The sequence below is a fragment of the Actinomadura macrotermitis genome (genome assembly GCF_009604375.1).
In the GTDB taxonomy this organism is placed as follows: Bacteria; Actinomycetota; Actinomycetes; order Streptosporangiales; family Streptosporangiaceae; genus Spirillospora; species Spirillospora macrotermitis.
The window spans coordinates 977,254-991,277 of record NZ_WEGH01000002.1 but is presented as its reverse complement, the minus strand read 5'-3'; the positions used below and the strand labels follow the sequence as shown (position 1 = coordinate 991,277).

The following is a 14,024-nucleotide window of genomic DNA, read 5'->3' as shown; positions in this document are numbered from 1 at the left end:
TCGTAGTGCGCGGCGGCCGGTGTCATCGCGGAACGACGGCGGCCCGCGGGGAGGACCCCGCGGGCCGCCGGACGGACGGGCCGGTCAGCCGGCGTGCGGCGCGGGCACCGCGTCGCGCACGGTGAACACCGTGTCGAGCCCGGTGACCTGAAGGATCCGCTTCACCGCGGTGCGCGGCGCGGCCAGCTCGAACGAGCCGCCCCGCTCGTCGATCCGCTTCATGGCCGACAGCAGCACGTTCATGCCGGTCGAGTCACAGAACTCGATGCCGCTGAGGTCGACCACGATGCGGTCGACCTGGTCGCGCAGCAGGGCGGCCAGCGCCGTCTGCAGGCGGGGTGCGGTGTACAGGTCGAGTTCGCCGGTCGCTGTGACGACGGCGTGACCTCCTTGAGACGTGGTCGAGACGTTTAGCTCCACGTCCGGCACACTATCGGGCGAACGGCCGCCGGGCCAGAGGGTTGCCCAAGTCCCCAGCCGCACGGGCGTGTCCAGGCGCGCCGCCGCCGCGACCCGCCCGTACGCTTTGCGTACTACGCTCGGTCATGTCCTGTTCACCGGCTCCGGCGAGTTCCCCGATCGCCTCCGCGGCCCCGGGGCGCGGGCTACGCTGGTCGCCGTCCCGCCGGGCGCAGAGGCAGGGGGTGCGCACGATGAACACCGACGGCGGCGCCGACCTGCGCGCGGCCCGCCTGCGCGACCGCCTGGAGACGATCCGGGTGCGCTCGGAACGGGCCGGCTCCTGGCGCGCGTCCACCCACTACCTGTCCGGCCTGGTCAACGGCGCGGGCTACGTCCCCGTCCGGACCCGGCTGACGCGCGCGGACCTGACGTTCCTGGCCGGCGCCCGCGACGACGTGCTCGCCTTCGCCGAGCTCGGCGCCCGGCTGCTGGACCTGCACCGCCCGCAGGACGCGGGCGGCATCACCAGCGACCCGACGCGCCCGATCCGCCGCTGCCGCTCCTGCATGTGGCGCTGGCCCTGCCCCACCTTCCGCGCCATCGACGAGGTCCTCGGCCGGAGGTGAGGCCGGCTCAGCCGCCGAGGACCAGGCCGAAGCGGGCGCCGCGGCCGCCGAGGCCGAAGGACGTCGGGGTGTGGCCGGTGGCGGCCGCGACGGGCAGCAGGCCCGAGGCGCGGCCCTTCACCCAGGCGACCGAGCCCTCGGTGCCGCCCTCGCCGGGCGCGCCGGCGACCAGGTCGGCGCGGCGCTCGCGGACGTGGTCCAGCAGCGTGACCTGGCCGCCGAACAGGTCGCCCGGCTTGGCGGTGCCCGGCACGCCCGCGGTGTCCTGCGACAGCCACTGCGCGCCCTGCCCGCCGATGCCCGCGGCCGACCCGAGCAGCAGGTAGGCGTAGCCGCCGGGCTTGACGCCGGGGGCGCCGGCGGCGAGGTCGGTCCTGCCGTCGCCGTTCACGTCGCCGGCGGACAGGTCGGCGCCGAACCGGCCGCCCGCCGTGCGGGTGCCCGGCACGCCGGGGGTGTCGGCGGTGACGACGGTCTTCGCGGCGGCCGAGATGCCGGTCGCCGAGCCCTTGTAGACGGTGATCTGGCCGCCGCGGTGGCCGGTGTCGCCGGGCTGGCCGACGGCGACGTCGCCGAAGCCGTCGCCGTTGAAGTCGCCGACCGCCGACGGGCCGCCCTCGGCCTTGACGAAGGAGCGCGCCGCGAGGGTGCGGGCGTTCTTGCCGCGCTCGAAGAGGGCGACGCCGTCGCGGTCCTTCGGCGCGGCGGACGGGTCGTGCCAGGCCAGGACCAGGCTCGGGTACTTGCCGCTCGTCACGTTGCCGCTCTGCACGAACGTCGTGGAGGCGCCGCCGGCGGCGGCGCGCGCGGCCGCCGGGTGGCCGGGCAGCCGCGTCAGGTGCGAGGAGAGTACGCGGGCGCGCGCCGCGTAGCCGCCGCCGTCGCCCATGTGCCAGTCCCAGTAGTGGACGGTGGTGTAGGCGATGTCGCCGGTGCCGGCCCGGTTGAAGTCGCCCGCGGCGAGGGCCAGCCCGGACCGCTCCCCGGCCGGCATCTCGGGGTCGACGGGCACGGCGTGGGCGTTGGTGGACAGCCCGGACTTCGTACCCCAGAAGACGGTGATCGAGCCGACGTTCTTCTTCTTGCCGGTGTCCTCGTCGGGCGCGCTGACGACCAGGTCGGCGCGGCCGTCGTTGTTGAGGTCGGCGGAGGCGACCGCGTAACCGAAGTGGTCGTCGGTCTCGGCGCCGCCGGGCACGCCCTTGGTGTCCTGCGACAGGATCTGCCGCCGGCCGCCGTTCAGGCCGGAGGCCGAGCCGTAGACGACCGTGACCAGGCCCGCGCCGCGCACCTTGCCGACCGTGGCGGCGGGGCTGCCGATGACCAGGTCGCGGTGGCCGTCGCCGTCGAAGTCGTAGGGCCTGGCCGCGACGGCGGCGTCCGCGGTGGGGGTGACCAGGGCGAACGCGAGGGCGCCGACCGTGGTCGAGGCCAGGGCGCGCGTGAGAAGACGCAAGTGGGGAACCTCCGGGGAGCGCATCGAGGTGATGCGGGACACAGGAGGGACGCCTGGGGCCGGATGCCGGTTTACCGGGTCAACGCCCGAGTCGTCCGCCGACGTGGGCGGCCCGGCCGCGCACGCCGAGCGTGGTCGCCGAGAGCGCCGACGCACCCCGCGCCACCAGGCCGGACGCGCCGCCCCGCAGGAAGGTGACGCCGCCGTCGCCGCGGTCCTCGTCGGGCGCCCCCGAGACCAGGTCGGCGCGGCCGTCGCGGTCGTGGTCCAGCAGCGACACCTGGAGGCCGAAGTGCTCGTGCGCCACCGCCGTCCCCGGCACGCCCCGGCTGGCCTGCGAGAACTCCTGCGCGCCGCGGCCGGTCAGGCCGGACGGCGAGCCGAGCAGCAGGAACGCGGTGCCCGCGTCGAAGGCGCCGCCGACATCGGACTTGGGCGCCCCGACGGCCAGGTCGGCGCGGCCGTCGCCGTTCACGTCGCCCGCCGCGAGCGCGTAACCGAAGTCGTCCTCGACCCGGCCGATGCCCGGCACGCCCGGGGTGCCCTGGTGGATGTCGTAGGAGCCCGACAGCCCGAACGGCGAGCCCCGGTAGACGCGGACGCTGCCGCCCACCCAGGGCGAGTCGTAGATGTCGCCCGCCGCGACGTCGCCGCGGCGGTCGCCGTCGAAGTCGGCGATGGCGAGGGAGAACACGGCCTTGTAGACGGTGGTCCCCCGGGTGAAGCCGCCGCCGGAGGTGCCGTAGAAGACGGTGAAGCCGCGCCGGTGGTCCACCTCGGGGTCGTCGTGGTCGAACCAGCCGTAGGCCACGTCGCCGCGCCCGTCGCCGTTCACGTCGCCGGCCGCGACCCAGGACTGGTCGACGTCGCGGGCCGAGCGGATCCGCGCGGGCGCGTCCATCGCCTTGGCGCGCGCGCCGCCGAAGTAGAGCCAGGTGTAGGTGCTGGTGCCCGGGACGGTGACGAACAGCTCGGGGGAGCCGTCGCCCTGGATGTCGCCCGCGGCGAGCGACTCGCCGAAGCGGTGGCCCTTCGCGGCGCGCGCCTCGGTGTGGACGCTCGCCTTGGCCAGGCCGGAGCGCGAGCCCCACAGGATCGTGACGCTGCCCGTGCCCGCGTTCTCGCCCGGCGCGCCGACGGCGAGGTCGGCGTAGCCGTCGCGGTTGAAGTCGGCGGAGGCGAGCGAGGAGCCGAAGCGGTCGCCGGCCTCGGCCGCGCCGGGCACGCCCGCGCTGTTCTGGCCGATGACCTTCCGGGCGCCGCCGATGCCCGACGCGGAACCGTAGACGACGCTGACGAACCCGGCGCCGGAGGCCTTGCCGACCCGCCCGCCGGGGCTGCCGATGGCCAGGTCGCGGCGGCCGTCGCCGTTGAAGTCGTAGGGCTTCGCCGCCGCCTTCGCCTCGGCCGGGACGGCGAGACCGGCCAGGCCGATCGTCGCGCTCAACGCCAGGGTGCCGGCAACCCACGACCGCACAGGGAACCTCCAGGTCACGGCGGCCTTCTATGGCACGCCACGTCCAATAACCAGGCGGAACGCTACCCTGCGTAAGCAGTTCCTTATGTGCCGTGACGTGGCCCACAGAACCCGCATCGTGCCTGGTCAGGTCCCTTATGACCACCCAGGTCCATCGGCGCGATGATCTAGATCACCGTGCGTCCCTGGTCACACACCGTCCTCGTCCTCGCCACCTGTGTGCGTCGTCCCACACGCCACCTGCCGATACCGCCTGTCGCGCTGGTCATGTGCGACACAGCGCCGGCCCACGCACCACCCGCCCGTGCCGATATCCGGGTCGACCTAGGCGCGCTCGCCCGTACCGGCGTGCGCGCTGGCCCCGCGCGGCTCTATGCGCCTGGCTGGTCGTGCGTGGCGTCCCCTGGTCCTGCTCGCATGTGCCGGTCAGGCCGGGACGGGGAGGCGGACCTCGAAGCGGCAGCCCGGACCCTCGTTCGCGACGCCGATCTCGCCCGCGTGCGCCTCCACGATGCCGCGGGCGATGGCCAGGCCGAGGCCCGCGCCGCCGCCCGGGGTGCGGGCCGCCTCGCCGCGGAACGCCACGTCGAACACGCGCGGCAGGTCGTCCTCGGGGATGCCGCCGCAGGCGTCGGCGACCGTGACCCGGGCGGTGCCCTCGGCGACCGTGCCGATGATCTCCACGGTGCCGTCCCCCGGCGTGTGCCGGATCGCGTTCACCACCAGGTTGCGCAGCGCGCGGCCGAACTCGCCGGCGTCGACCTGCACCGGCAGCCCCTCCTGGACGTCGCCGCGCACCCGCACCCCCTTGGCCCGGGCGAGGGCCTCCGCGCCCGCCACCGCCTCGGCGACCAGGTCGGCCAGGCCGACGCGCTGCCGCGACAGCCGCAGCGCCCCGGCGTGGATGCGCGACAGCTCGAACAGGTCGTCCACCAGCTCCGACAGCCGGTCCACCTCGATGCGGATGCGGCCGTGGTAGCGGTGCACGGTCTCGGCGTCGGCGACGACCTCGTCCTCCAGCGCCTCGGCCATCGCGCGCAGCCCGGCGAGCGGCGTGCGCAGGTCGTGGCTCACCCAGGCGACCAGCTCGCGGCGGCTGGCCTCGGAGTCGCGCAGCCGCGCGTAGGCGGCGTCCAGCTCGCGCGACAGCTCGGCCAGCTCGGCGGGCAGCCGGGTGTCCGGCGGGCGGAACGCGTCCGCGCGCACCGCCTCCACCAGCGTCCGGTTCGCCGCGACCAGGCGCCGCCCGAGCAGCACCGACACCGCCATCGCGACCAGCCCGGCCGCCGTCACCACCGCCAGCACCACGGTCAGGTCGTGGGGGTTGATGAGCATCATCAGTGAGATCACCACGATGCCCGACACCGTCGCCAGCACGGTCGCCGCGCCCACCACGGTGAGCTGGGTGGCGACCGACCGGCCGCGCAGCGCGTGCAGCAGGCCGAGGCCGAGCACCGCGACCGCGGCCGCCGCGACCGCCGCGTACCAGGCCACCCAGAGCAGGTCCTCGACGGAGATCATGCGTCCACCGGTTCGTAGCGGTAGCCGACGCCCCACACCGTCATGATCCGGCGAGGGGTCGTCGGGTCGTCCTCGATCTTCTCGCGCAGCCGCCGCACGTGCACCGTGACGGTGGAGGAGTCGCCGAACGACCAGCCCCACACCTTCTCGAGCAGCTGGTCGCGGGTGAACGCCTGCCGCGGGTTGCGCAGCAGGAAGGCCAGCAGGTCGAACTCGCGGGCGGTGAGCGCGAGCGGCTCGCCGGCCCGCGCCGCCTCGTGCGCGGCCACGTCGACGACCAGGTCCCCGTCGCGCAGCGGCGCGCCGCCCGCCGGGGCGAACGAGCCCTGTGCCCGGCGCAGCACCGAGCGCACCCGCAGCGCCAGCTCGCGCGGGCTGAACGGCTTGGTCACGTAGTCGTCGGCACCGGTCTCCAGCCCGACGAGCCGGTCGGTCTCGCCGCCGAGCGCGGTCAGCATCACGATCGGGACGGCCGAGGTCTCGCGCAGCCGCCGGCACACCTGCAGGCCGTCGATCCCGGGCAGCATCAGGTCGAGCACCACCAGGTCGGGCGGCTGGGCGAGGGCGCGCGCGAGAGCCTGGTTCCCGTCGGCCACGCACTCGACCTCGTGGCCGTCGCGGGCCAGGTAGCGGGCGACGACCTCGGCGACGGTCGGGTCGTCGTCGACGACCAGGACCCGGCCGGTCACGTTCACCGGGACCACCCGGCGGGGCAAGCAGCGATCACGCTCTCACGTTACGCGTGCCTGCGCCGATCCGCCGATCTCGTCATCACCTCGTAAGGTCCGGGGGGCGGGGAGGAAGGGGCACCCGGCCGGCGGCGGATACCGGCCGCCACCGGCGTTCTGACCGGGAGGCAAGAGGACGGTGGTAAGGGGCGATGCTTATGGCTTTAATGGGCCGATGGCCCTGAATCGTCCCCCTGCTCGGCCCGGCTCGCCGGTGCTGGCGTTCCTGCTCGGCGGCGCGCTCGCCACCGCCGCCGGGTTCTGCTACGTCCTGTTCGTCTACTACACCTTCACCGACATCTACCGTGAGGGCGGCATCCTCACCCTGCAGATCATCGATGTGCTGGCGAGCCTGGCCATCGGCGCGCTCATCGGCGTCGTCTTCCTGGTCTGCCGCGTCAAGGGGCCGGCCGCGCCGCTCGGAGCGGTGGTCGCGGCGGTGCTCGCCGACCAGGCCGGCAGCGTGTTCGGCGTCGCCGCGCTGTCGCTGATCGAAGGCCGGCAGGGGCCGGTGCGGGCCATCGGGGACTACCTCGAGAGCTTCGGGCATCTGGACACGTACCGGCTGCTGGCCCTGCTGGCGACGCCGGTGGCGGCCGGCGTGCTCGCCGCGCTCGGTGCCAAGCGCCCGGCCGGCGGCGGGCAGCCGCAGTACGCGCCCTGGGGCGGTGCCCCGCAGCCGGGACAGCAGCCGTATCCGGGGCAGCAGCCCTATCCGGGCCAGGGGGCGCCCGGCGGGTACCCGCCCGCGCCCGGTGGCCCGCAGCCCTACCCCGGCCCGCCCGCGCCCGGCGGGTTCCCGCCGCCTCAGGACGGCCCGCCTGGGTACCAGCCGCCGCGCTGACCCTGAGGCCGGCTCCACCCCCGAGTAGGGGACGGCTCAGGGCCGGGTCCTACCTGGGTGTGATGACGGTGTCCCCGGCCGCCGCCTACGGTTGGGGGCATGGGTCGGACAATCTTGAGTATCGCCGGTGTCATCCTCGCCATCTGGCTGGGCCTCATGGTCCTCGGCTGGATCTTCTCGATGCTGAAGTTCTTCTTCTTCGTGGCCATCGTCGCGGTCATCGTGGTGCTGGCGGTGAAGCTGATCGCCAAGGGGTCGAAAAGCTGAGACCCGGCTCTTGCCCCGGTATGCCGGGGACCGGATGATGCCCTGACAGCCAGCCGGTCCCACGGCGAAAGGGGTCCCACGTGCCGGGTCTGACCGAGGTGCTGCGCGAGCGCGCGCAGCACAGTCCGGACCGTGTCGCCTTCCACTCGGGCGAGTCCAGCATCACCTACCGGGAGTTCGACCGGCGCGTCGACCGGGCGGCCGCCGCGCTGGCGGCGGCGGGCGTCGGGCCGGGCGACCGGGTCGCGATCCTCGACAAGAACTCCGCCGAGTACGTCGAGCAGCTCTTCGGCGCGGCCCGGATCGGCGCCGTGCAGGTGCCGGTCAACTACCGGCTCGCGCCCGACGAGGTCGCCTACATCGTCAACAACGCGCGGGCGAAGGTGTTCATCGCCGGGCCCGAGTTCGTCCCGGTGCTGGACGCCGTCGCGCCGAAGCTGGAGCACACCGGCCTGCTCGTCGTCATCGGCGGCGAGGGCCACGCCCACCAGGACTACGCGGCGTGGGTCGGCGCGCACGAGGCCGTCCCGCCCGCGCACCGGGTGGACGGCGGCGACGTGTTCGTGCAGCTCTACTCGTCGGGGACGACGGGGCTGCCGAAGGGCGTGATGCTCACCCACGACAACTTCGCGGCGGTGCTGCCGCTCACCACCGAGCTGTGGGGCATCGGCGACGACACCGTGCTGATGGTCGCGATGCCGATGTACCACGTGGCCGGCTGCGCCCTGGCCGCCTGCACCGTCTTCGACGGCATCACCGGCGTGATCGTGCGCGAGCCCGACCCGACCGCGATCGCCCGGACCATCGAGCGGCACCGCGTCACCCACACCTTCCTGGTCCCGGTGCTGCTGCAGTTCATGCAGCTGATCCCCGAGGTCGCGCAGTGCGACCTGTCCAGCCTGGAGCTGATGCTCTACGGCGCGTCCCCGATCAGCGAGGACGTGCTGCGCGGCGCGATGCGGATGCTGCCGCGGACCCGGTTCATGCAGGTGTACGGGCTGACCGAGACGGCCGGCGCGATCACCTACCTGCCCGCCGAGGACCACGACCCCGACGGCCCGCACGCCGGCCGCATCCGCAGCGCCGGCATCCCCAACCCCACCTGCGAGCTGCGCATCGCCGACCCGGCCACCGGGGACGCGCTGCCGCCCGGGCGGGTGGGGGAGATCCTCTGCCGCACCCCGCAGAACATGAAGGGCTACTGGGCGATGCCCGAGGCGACCGCCTCGGCGCTGCTGCCCGACGGCTGGTTCCGCACCGGCGACGCCGGCTACCTGGACGAGGACGGCTACCTCTACATCCACGACCGGGTCAAGGACATGATCATCTCGGGCGGGGAGAACATCTACCCCGCGGAGGTGGAGAACGTGCTGATGAGCCACCCGCAGGTCACCGACTGCGCGGTCGTCGGCGTCCCCGACGACAAGTGGGGCGAGACGCCCAAGGCGATCGTGGTACTCGCCGCCGACGTCCCCGAGCGGGAGCTCATCGACCACTGCCGCGAGCGGCTGGCCCACTTCAAGTGCCCGACGTCGGTGGAGCGCCGCGACGCGATCCCGCGCAACCCCACCGGCAAGATCCTCAAGCGTGAGCTGCGGGCGCCGTACTGGGAGGGCCACGAGCGCGCGGTGCACTGACCGGGCGGAACCGGCCCGGGGGCGTCCCCCGGGCCGGTCACCGGGTCAGCCGAAGCGGACGACGGCCGTCAGCGGCCGGTGGTCGGACGCGCGGTTCGGGTCCGGCGAGACGCCGCAGGAGACGCCCGCGGACCTGGTGGTGAACAGGTAGTCGGTCTTGGCCACGGCCTGGCCGGACCAGTCCTGCCGGGTCTTGGCGCCGGCCCGCGCCTCGGGCCCCTGGTCGCACTCGTCGTAGGCGCCGTAGAGCGCGTCGAGGGGCTTGCCGGCCGGCTCGTCGACCAGGTCGCCGCCGAAGATCACCCGGCCGGAGCCGGCGAGCTCGCCCAGCCGCCGGGCCTGCTTGCGGCGCCATTCGCCGCGCGGGTCCTCGGCGCCGCTGAACCGGGCGGTGCAGAGCCGGGTCTGCCACTGTTCGACCGTTCCGCACAGGACGGACCGCCCCTGCCCGGCGGGCGCGGGCAGCGCCTCCCGGCGGACGTCGGCCAGCTTGGCCCGGGTGCCGATCGCGACACCGGACCGGCCCTGCCCGTTGGCGCACTTGCGGGCGGGGCCGTAGGGGGCGAACGCCCAGGACCAGCCGCGCAGCGCGGCGGTCTTCTCCAGCGCGCCGACGTGTCCCGCGCAGACCTCCTGCAGGAAGACCGCGTCCGCGCGGACGCGGCGCCCGCCGACGAGGTTGCCGCCGGACTCCTGCACGATCCGCCGGGCCAGGTCGGCGGGACGGGCGCCGAGCGGGCAGCCGGGCGCGGTGTCGCCGCAGGCGCTCCAGGTCATCGTGGTGATCGTGGCCTGGACGGGTTCGGGGGCGGCCTCGTCGGACAGGCCGGAGGCCGAGCCCTTCTCGATGGCGGCGCCGGCGCCGGCGAACGCCACGACGGCGCCGGCGCCGCACACGGCGAGCAGGGGGATCAGAGCGCGGGGGGCTCGCACACATGCTCCATAAGTGATGAATCAGCGGGGTCGGGAAATCTCACCACATAAAAGATCTTCCGTGCCAGCGATTCGCGATCGCCGCCCGGACGGATGTGATCCGGAGGGGGACCGGCCCCTCCGGATCACGTCCTCACTGCATGATCGCGACCACGGTACCCGCTCCCACGGTCCGCCCGCCCTCGCGGACCGCGAAGCCGAGCCCCTCGGCCAGCGCGATCGGCTTGCCCAGCTCGACGGCCATCTCGACCGTGTCGCCCGGCAGGGCCATCGCGCCCTCGCCGCCGAGGTCCACCGTGCCCGGCACGTCGGTCGTGCGGAAGTGGAACTGCGGCCGGTAGCCGTGGAACAGCGGGTTGCCGCGCCCGCCCTCGGCGGCGGTCAGCAACCGCACCCGGGCGCGGAACCGTACGTGCGGCGCGATCGCCCCGGGCGCGCTCACCACCTGCCCGCGCCGGATCTGCCCGCGCTGCACGCCGCGCAGCAGCATCGCGGTGTTGTCACCGGCCTCGGCGTGCCGCATCGTCTGCCCGAACGTCTCCAGCCCGGTCACGACGCTGGCGAAGGTGTCGCCGAGCCCGACGACCTCGATCCGGTCGCCGAGCTCCACCGACCCCTGCGCGACCACGCCGGTGACGACGGTGCCGCGCCCGGTGATGGTGTACACGTTCTCCACCGGCAGCAGGAACGGCTTGTCCAGCACGCGCGGCGGGACCGGCACGTAGGCGTCGACCGCGTCCAGCAGGTCCATGATCCGCGCGGTCCAGTACGGGTCGCCCTCCAGCGCCCGCAGCCCGGACACCCGGACCACCGGCACCTCGTCGCCGGGGTAGCCGTACTCCGACAGCAGCTCGCGGACCTCCAGCTCGACCAGGTCGAGGATCTCGGCGTCCGCGGCCGCGTCGGCCTTGTTGATCGCGACGACCACGTGCCGCACACCGACCTGGCGGGCCAGCACGATGTGCTCGCGCGTCTGCGGCATCGCGCCGTCCTGCGCCGACACCACCAGCACGGCGCCGTCGAGCTGCGCCGCCCCGGTGATCATGTTCTTGACGAAGTCGGCGTGCCCGGGCATGTCCACGTGGGCGTAGTGCCGGGTCGCCGTCTCGTACTGGACGTGGGCGATGTTGATGGTGATGCCGCGGTCGCGCTCCTCGGGGGCGCGGTCGATGCCCTCGAACGGCACGGCGGCGGCGAGGCCCCGGTCCGCCAGGACCTTGGTGATGGCGGCGGTCAGGGTGGTCTTGCCGTGGTCGACGTGCCCCATCGTGCCGATGTTGAGATGCGGCTTGGCGCGCTCGTAGAGCTGCTTGGCCATGATGTGCGTCCTCACTCTGCGCAGGGTGAGAACCCGCGTGCCCCACCCCCCTCCGCTGGTTCTCCGGAAGGCGGGACGGAGAGGGGTCAGCTTCGGACGCCGTTCGACAGGTCGAAGGCGGCCGACACCGCGCTCAGCAGGGTGGACCCTGCGAGCTTGCTGGTGTCGGCCGCGAAGAACATGCGCTGAGAGTAGGCGCCGGGCAGCGGCGGTGTCGACGGGTTTTTCAGCGGCCTCGGCGCAGCAGCAGCAGGCCGAGCGCGGCGCCGCCGAGCTGGCAGGCGGCGATCCCGAGGACCAGCCCGATGGGCCCGGCGGCGTCGGCGAACGCGCCGGTCAGCGCCGCCCCGACCGCCGAGGCGCCGATCTTCAGGCTGCCCGCGGTGGTGTTGACCTGCCCGAGCCGCTCGGGCGGCGACTCGCGCTGGCGGAGCAGCAGCGTCGCGGCGAACACCGGCCCCTCGGCGACGCCCGCCGCGCCGAACGCCGCCATCGCCCACGGCAGCGACGGCACGACGGCCAGCAGCGCGAGGGCCGTCCCGAACGCGACGAGACCGGCCAGCATGACGGGCTCGGCGTGCCGCGCGGTCAGCCACCGGCTGGCCGCCAGCGACCCGGCGAGCGATCCGGCCGCCATGCACACCAGCAGCTGCCCGCCGCCGCTCGCGGGCGCGCCGAGGTGCCCGGCCAGCAGGACGGCGGTGACGGCGGCGCCGCCGAAGCCGAGCCAGGCGAGCGTCGTCGCGGCCGTCAAGGCCCGCAGCACCCGGTTGTGCGCCAGCACCGACAATCCGCCGGTGACGACGTCGCGCAGGCGCTGCTCGTCCGAGGGCGCGTCGGCGGCGGGCCCGCGGAACGGCAGCAGCGGCAGCGCGACCAGCCCGGCGACGGCCGCGCCGACCATCGCGGCCCCGGCGTACCCGCCGCCGAACGCCGCCGCGATCGCGGCGGCCAGGCCGGGACCGGCGATCGCCGCGACGTTGTAGCTGGAGGCCTCCAGGCCGTAGGCGCGCGGCAGCCGGTCCGCCGGGACGAACCGCGGCAGCAGCCCGGTCAGCGCCACCACGACCGGCTCGGTCAGCCCGATCACCGCGGCCACCGCCAGCGCGAGCACCAGCGGCGACCGGCCCGCCAGGGCGAGCAGCGCCGCGGTCGCGACCGCGTACCCGGCGGCCATGGCGACCGCGATCCGGCGGGGCCGGGCCGCGCGGTCCAGGACGTGCCCGAGCACCGGGCCGCTCAGCACGTACGGCAGCGTCATCGCGGTCTGCAGGAACCCCGCGGTCGCCGCGTGCCCGGTCCGCGCCTGGACGGTCAGCACCAGCGCCGTCGCCAGGCCCTCGGCCGAGATCCGCAGCAGGGTCGCCGCGGTCAGATGGACGGGAAGCGCGCGGGACACCACCGCATCCTGACATAGGACCGTTCCCGCCGAAGCGCCGAGATCATCGCGGCATAGACTGGCGCAGGTGACGGACACCACGGCTTACCAGCACCGGGTCACCAGCGAGGTGGGGCGGCTGCGCACCGTCCTGCTGCACCGCCCGGGCGCGGAACTGAAGCGCCTCACCCCGCGCAACAGCGACAAGCTGCTGTTCGACGCGATCCCGTGGGTCGGGCGCGCGCAGGAGGAGCACGACGCGTTCGCGCAGGCGCTGCGCGACCACGACGTGGAGGTCCTCTACCTGACCGAGCTGCTGCAGGACGCGCTGGAGTACGAGGAGGCCCGCGCCCAGGCCATCGCCGAGGTGACGGCCGACCTGCGCTGGGGCGACCAGCTGCGCCGCGTCGTCACCGGCTATCTGGCCGGCCTGGACCCCGAGGACCTGGCGGGCACGCTGATCGCGGGCCTGGCGCACGAGGAGCTGAAGGGCGCGCACGGCCTGGTCTACCGGCTGATGGACCGGCTGGACTTCATCATCGACCCGCTGCCGGGCCTGCTGTTCACCCGCGACAGCAGCGCCTGGATCGGCGGCCGGGTCGCGGTGACCAGCCTCGCCATGCCGGCCCGGCGCAGCGAGTCGTTCCTCACCGGGCTGATCTACCGGCACCATCCGCGGTTCGCGGGCGTGCGGCCGCTGTACGACCCGTCGCTGGAGCACGTCGAGGGCGGCGACATCCTGCTGCTCAGCCCCGGGGTGCTGGCCGTCGGCACCGGCGAGCGGACCACCCCGGCCGGGGTGGAGCGCCTGGCCCGCCGGGTGTTCGAGGCGGGCGTCGCGCACACCGTGCTGGCGGTGCCGATCGCGCAGGAGCGCGCGACGATGCACCTGGACACCGTCTGCACGATGGTCGACGTCGACACGGTGGTGATGTACCCGCCGATCGCGCACTCGCTGACCGCCTACATCGTCACCGCCGACGACGGCGACCTGCGCGTCTCCGAGCCGCGGCCGTTCCTGGAGGCGGCGGCCGACGCGATGGGCCTGGACCACCGGCTGAAGGTCATCGACACCGGCCTGGACCCGGTGACCGCCGAGCGCGAGCAGTGGGACGACGGCAACAACACCCTGGCCATCGCGCCGCGCCTCGCCGTCGCCTACGAGCGCAACACCGAGACCAACGCGGTGCTGGAGGCGTCGGGCATCGAGGTCATCGCGATCAGCGGCAGCGAGCTCGGCAGCGGCCGCGGCGGGCCGCGCTGCATGTCCTGCCCGATCCTGCGCGACGAGCCGCCGGCCTGAGAACGGCGGCCTGAGAACGGCGGAGCCCCCGCCGCCTGGTGGGTTCAGGCGCGGGGGCTCGCGGTGCTTTGGTGCTCGGGCGGTGTCGACGGGGGCACGACAGCGCCCGAGCTTGAGCAGGACCCTACAAGGTG

The 14,024-nt window shown here is 74.5% G+C and carries 13 protein-coding genes; 5 read left to right on the top strand and 8 right to left on the bottom strand.

Going from position 1 to position 14,024, the window contains the following annotated elements; genetic code table 11:
- Positions 1–84: 84 nt before the first annotated feature.
- Positions 85–420, bottom strand: a complete 336-nt coding sequence (locus ACRB68_RS16480) for an STAS domain-containing protein (RefSeq protein WP_328594290.1) — start codon at positions 418–420, stop codon at positions 85–87.
- 233 nt (positions 421–653) lie between these two features.
- Here ACRB68_RS16480 and ACRB68_RS16475 point away from each other — a divergent pair, with 233 nt between their 5' ends.
- Entirely contained in the window at positions 654–1,028 is a 375-nt protein-coding gene (locus tag ACRB68_RS16475) for a hypothetical protein (RefSeq protein ID WP_153533330.1), read from the top strand.
- A 7-nt stretch (positions 1,029–1,035) separates the two neighbouring features.
- Here ACRB68_RS16475 and ACRB68_RS16470 read toward each other — a convergent pair whose 3' ends face one another.
- The 4 genes from ACRB68_RS16470 to ACRB68_RS16455 all read right to left on the bottom strand — a co-directional run bounded on the left by ACRB68_RS16470 (position 1,036) and on the right by ACRB68_RS16455 (position 6,171).
- Positions 1,036–2,484: an FG-GAP-like repeat-containing protein gene (locus ACRB68_RS16470; protein WP_194293339.1), complete on the bottom strand. Its 1,449-nt coding sequence runs from the start codon at positions 2,482–2,484 to the stop codon at positions 1,036–1,038.
- 79 nt (positions 2,485–2,563) lie between these two features.
- Positions 2,564–3,961 (bottom strand): FG-GAP repeat protein, encoded by a 1,398-nt coding sequence (locus tag ACRB68_RS16465; RefSeq protein ID WP_328594289.1) that lies wholly within the window; start codon positions 3,959–3,961, stop codon positions 2,564–2,566.
- A gap of 426 nt (positions 3,962–4,387) precedes the next feature.
- The gene (locus ACRB68_RS16460; RefSeq protein ID WP_153533328.1) at positions 4,388–5,482 is read right to left on the bottom strand and encodes a sensor histidine kinase; all 1,095 of its coding nucleotides are present in this window, start codon (positions 5,480–5,482) and stop codon (positions 4,388–4,390) included.
- A complete protein-coding gene (locus tag ACRB68_RS16455; RefSeq protein WP_328594525.1) occupies positions 5,479–6,171 on the bottom strand; it encodes a response regulator transcription factor in 693 nt (230 codons plus the stop codon). Before ACRB68_RS16455 ends, ACRB68_RS16460 begins: the two co-directional genes overlap by 4 nt.
- 214 nt (positions 6,172–6,385) lie before the next feature.
- On the opposite strand from ACRB68_RS16455, the gene ACRB68_RS16450 reads away from it, so the two are divergent.
- The 3 genes from ACRB68_RS16450 (at position 6,386) to ACRB68_RS16445 (ending at position 8,958) form a co-directional block, all read left to right on the top strand.
- Positions 6,386–7,054, top strand: coding sequence for a hypothetical protein (locus tag ACRB68_RS16450; protein ID WP_153533326.1), 669 nt, complete (start codon positions 6,386–6,388; stop codon positions 7,052–7,054).
- 99 nt (positions 7,055–7,153) lie between these two features.
- Complete coding sequence (locus ACRB68_RS40195) at positions 7,154–7,321, top strand: hypothetical protein (protein ID WP_194293338.1); 168 nt, start codon at positions 7,154–7,156, stop codon at positions 7,319–7,321.
- 80 nt (positions 7,322–7,401) lie between these two features.
- Positions 7,402–8,958 carry a long-chain-fatty-acid--CoA ligase gene (locus tag ACRB68_RS16445; RefSeq protein WP_328594288.1) on the top strand — a complete coding sequence of 519 codons (1,557 nt, stop codon included), beginning with the start codon at positions 7,402–7,404 and terminating at the stop codon, positions 8,956–8,958.
- Positions 8,959–9,003: 45 nt separating this feature from the next.
- Here the strand turns inward: ACRB68_RS16445 and ACRB68_RS16440 are convergent, their stop codons facing one another.
- The 3 genes from ACRB68_RS16440 to ACRB68_RS16430 form a co-directional block, all read right to left on the bottom strand.
- Positions 9,004–9,891 carry an endonuclease/exonuclease/phosphatase family protein gene (locus ACRB68_RS16440; RefSeq protein WP_328594287.1) on the bottom strand — a complete coding sequence of 296 codons (888 nt, stop codon included), beginning with the start codon at positions 9,889–9,891 and terminating at the stop codon, positions 9,004–9,006.
- A gap of 133 nt (positions 9,892–10,024) precedes the next feature.
- Positions 10,025–11,209 carry an elongation factor Tu gene (gene tuf, locus ACRB68_RS16435; protein ID WP_153534934.1) on the bottom strand — a complete coding sequence of 395 codons (1,185 nt, stop codon included), beginning with the start codon at positions 11,207–11,209 and terminating at the stop codon, positions 10,025–10,027.
- A gap of 226 nt (positions 11,210–11,435) precedes the next feature.
- Positions 11,436–12,608, bottom strand: coding sequence for an MFS transporter (locus tag ACRB68_RS16430; RefSeq protein ID WP_153533325.1), 1,173 nt, complete (start codon positions 12,606–12,608; stop codon positions 11,436–11,438).
- A 67-nt stretch (positions 12,609–12,675) separates the two neighbouring features.
- Here ACRB68_RS16430 and ACRB68_RS16425 point away from each other — a divergent pair, with 67 nt between their 5' ends.
- Positions 12,676–13,890 (top strand): arginine deiminase, encoded by a 1,215-nt coding sequence (locus tag ACRB68_RS16425; RefSeq protein WP_328594286.1) that lies wholly within the window; start codon positions 12,676–12,678, stop codon positions 13,888–13,890.
- Positions 13,891–14,024 lie beyond the last annotated feature (134 nt).

Excerpts from the sequence above, each read along its gene's own strand:
- ACRB68_RS16460 (WP_153533328.1), bottom strand. The coding sequence starts at position 5,482 with ATGATCTCCGTCGAGGACCTGCTCTGGGTGGCCTGGTACGCGGCGGTC.
- tuf (WP_153534934.1), bottom strand. The coding sequence starts at position 11,209 with ATGGCCAAGCAGCTCTACGAGCGCGCCAAGCCGCATCTCAACATCGGC.
- ACRB68_RS16450 (WP_153533326.1), top strand. The coding sequence starts at position 6,386 with ATGGCCCTGAATCGTCCCCCTGCTCGGCCCGGCTCGCCGGTGCTGGCG.
- ACRB68_RS40195 (WP_194293338.1), top strand. The coding sequence starts at position 7,154 with ATGGGTCGGACAATCTTGAGTATCGCCGGTGTCATCCTCGCCATCTGG.
- ACRB68_RS16475 (WP_153533330.1), top strand. The coding sequence starts at position 654 with ATGAACACCGACGGCGGCGCCGACCTGCGCGCGGCCCGCCTGCGCGAC.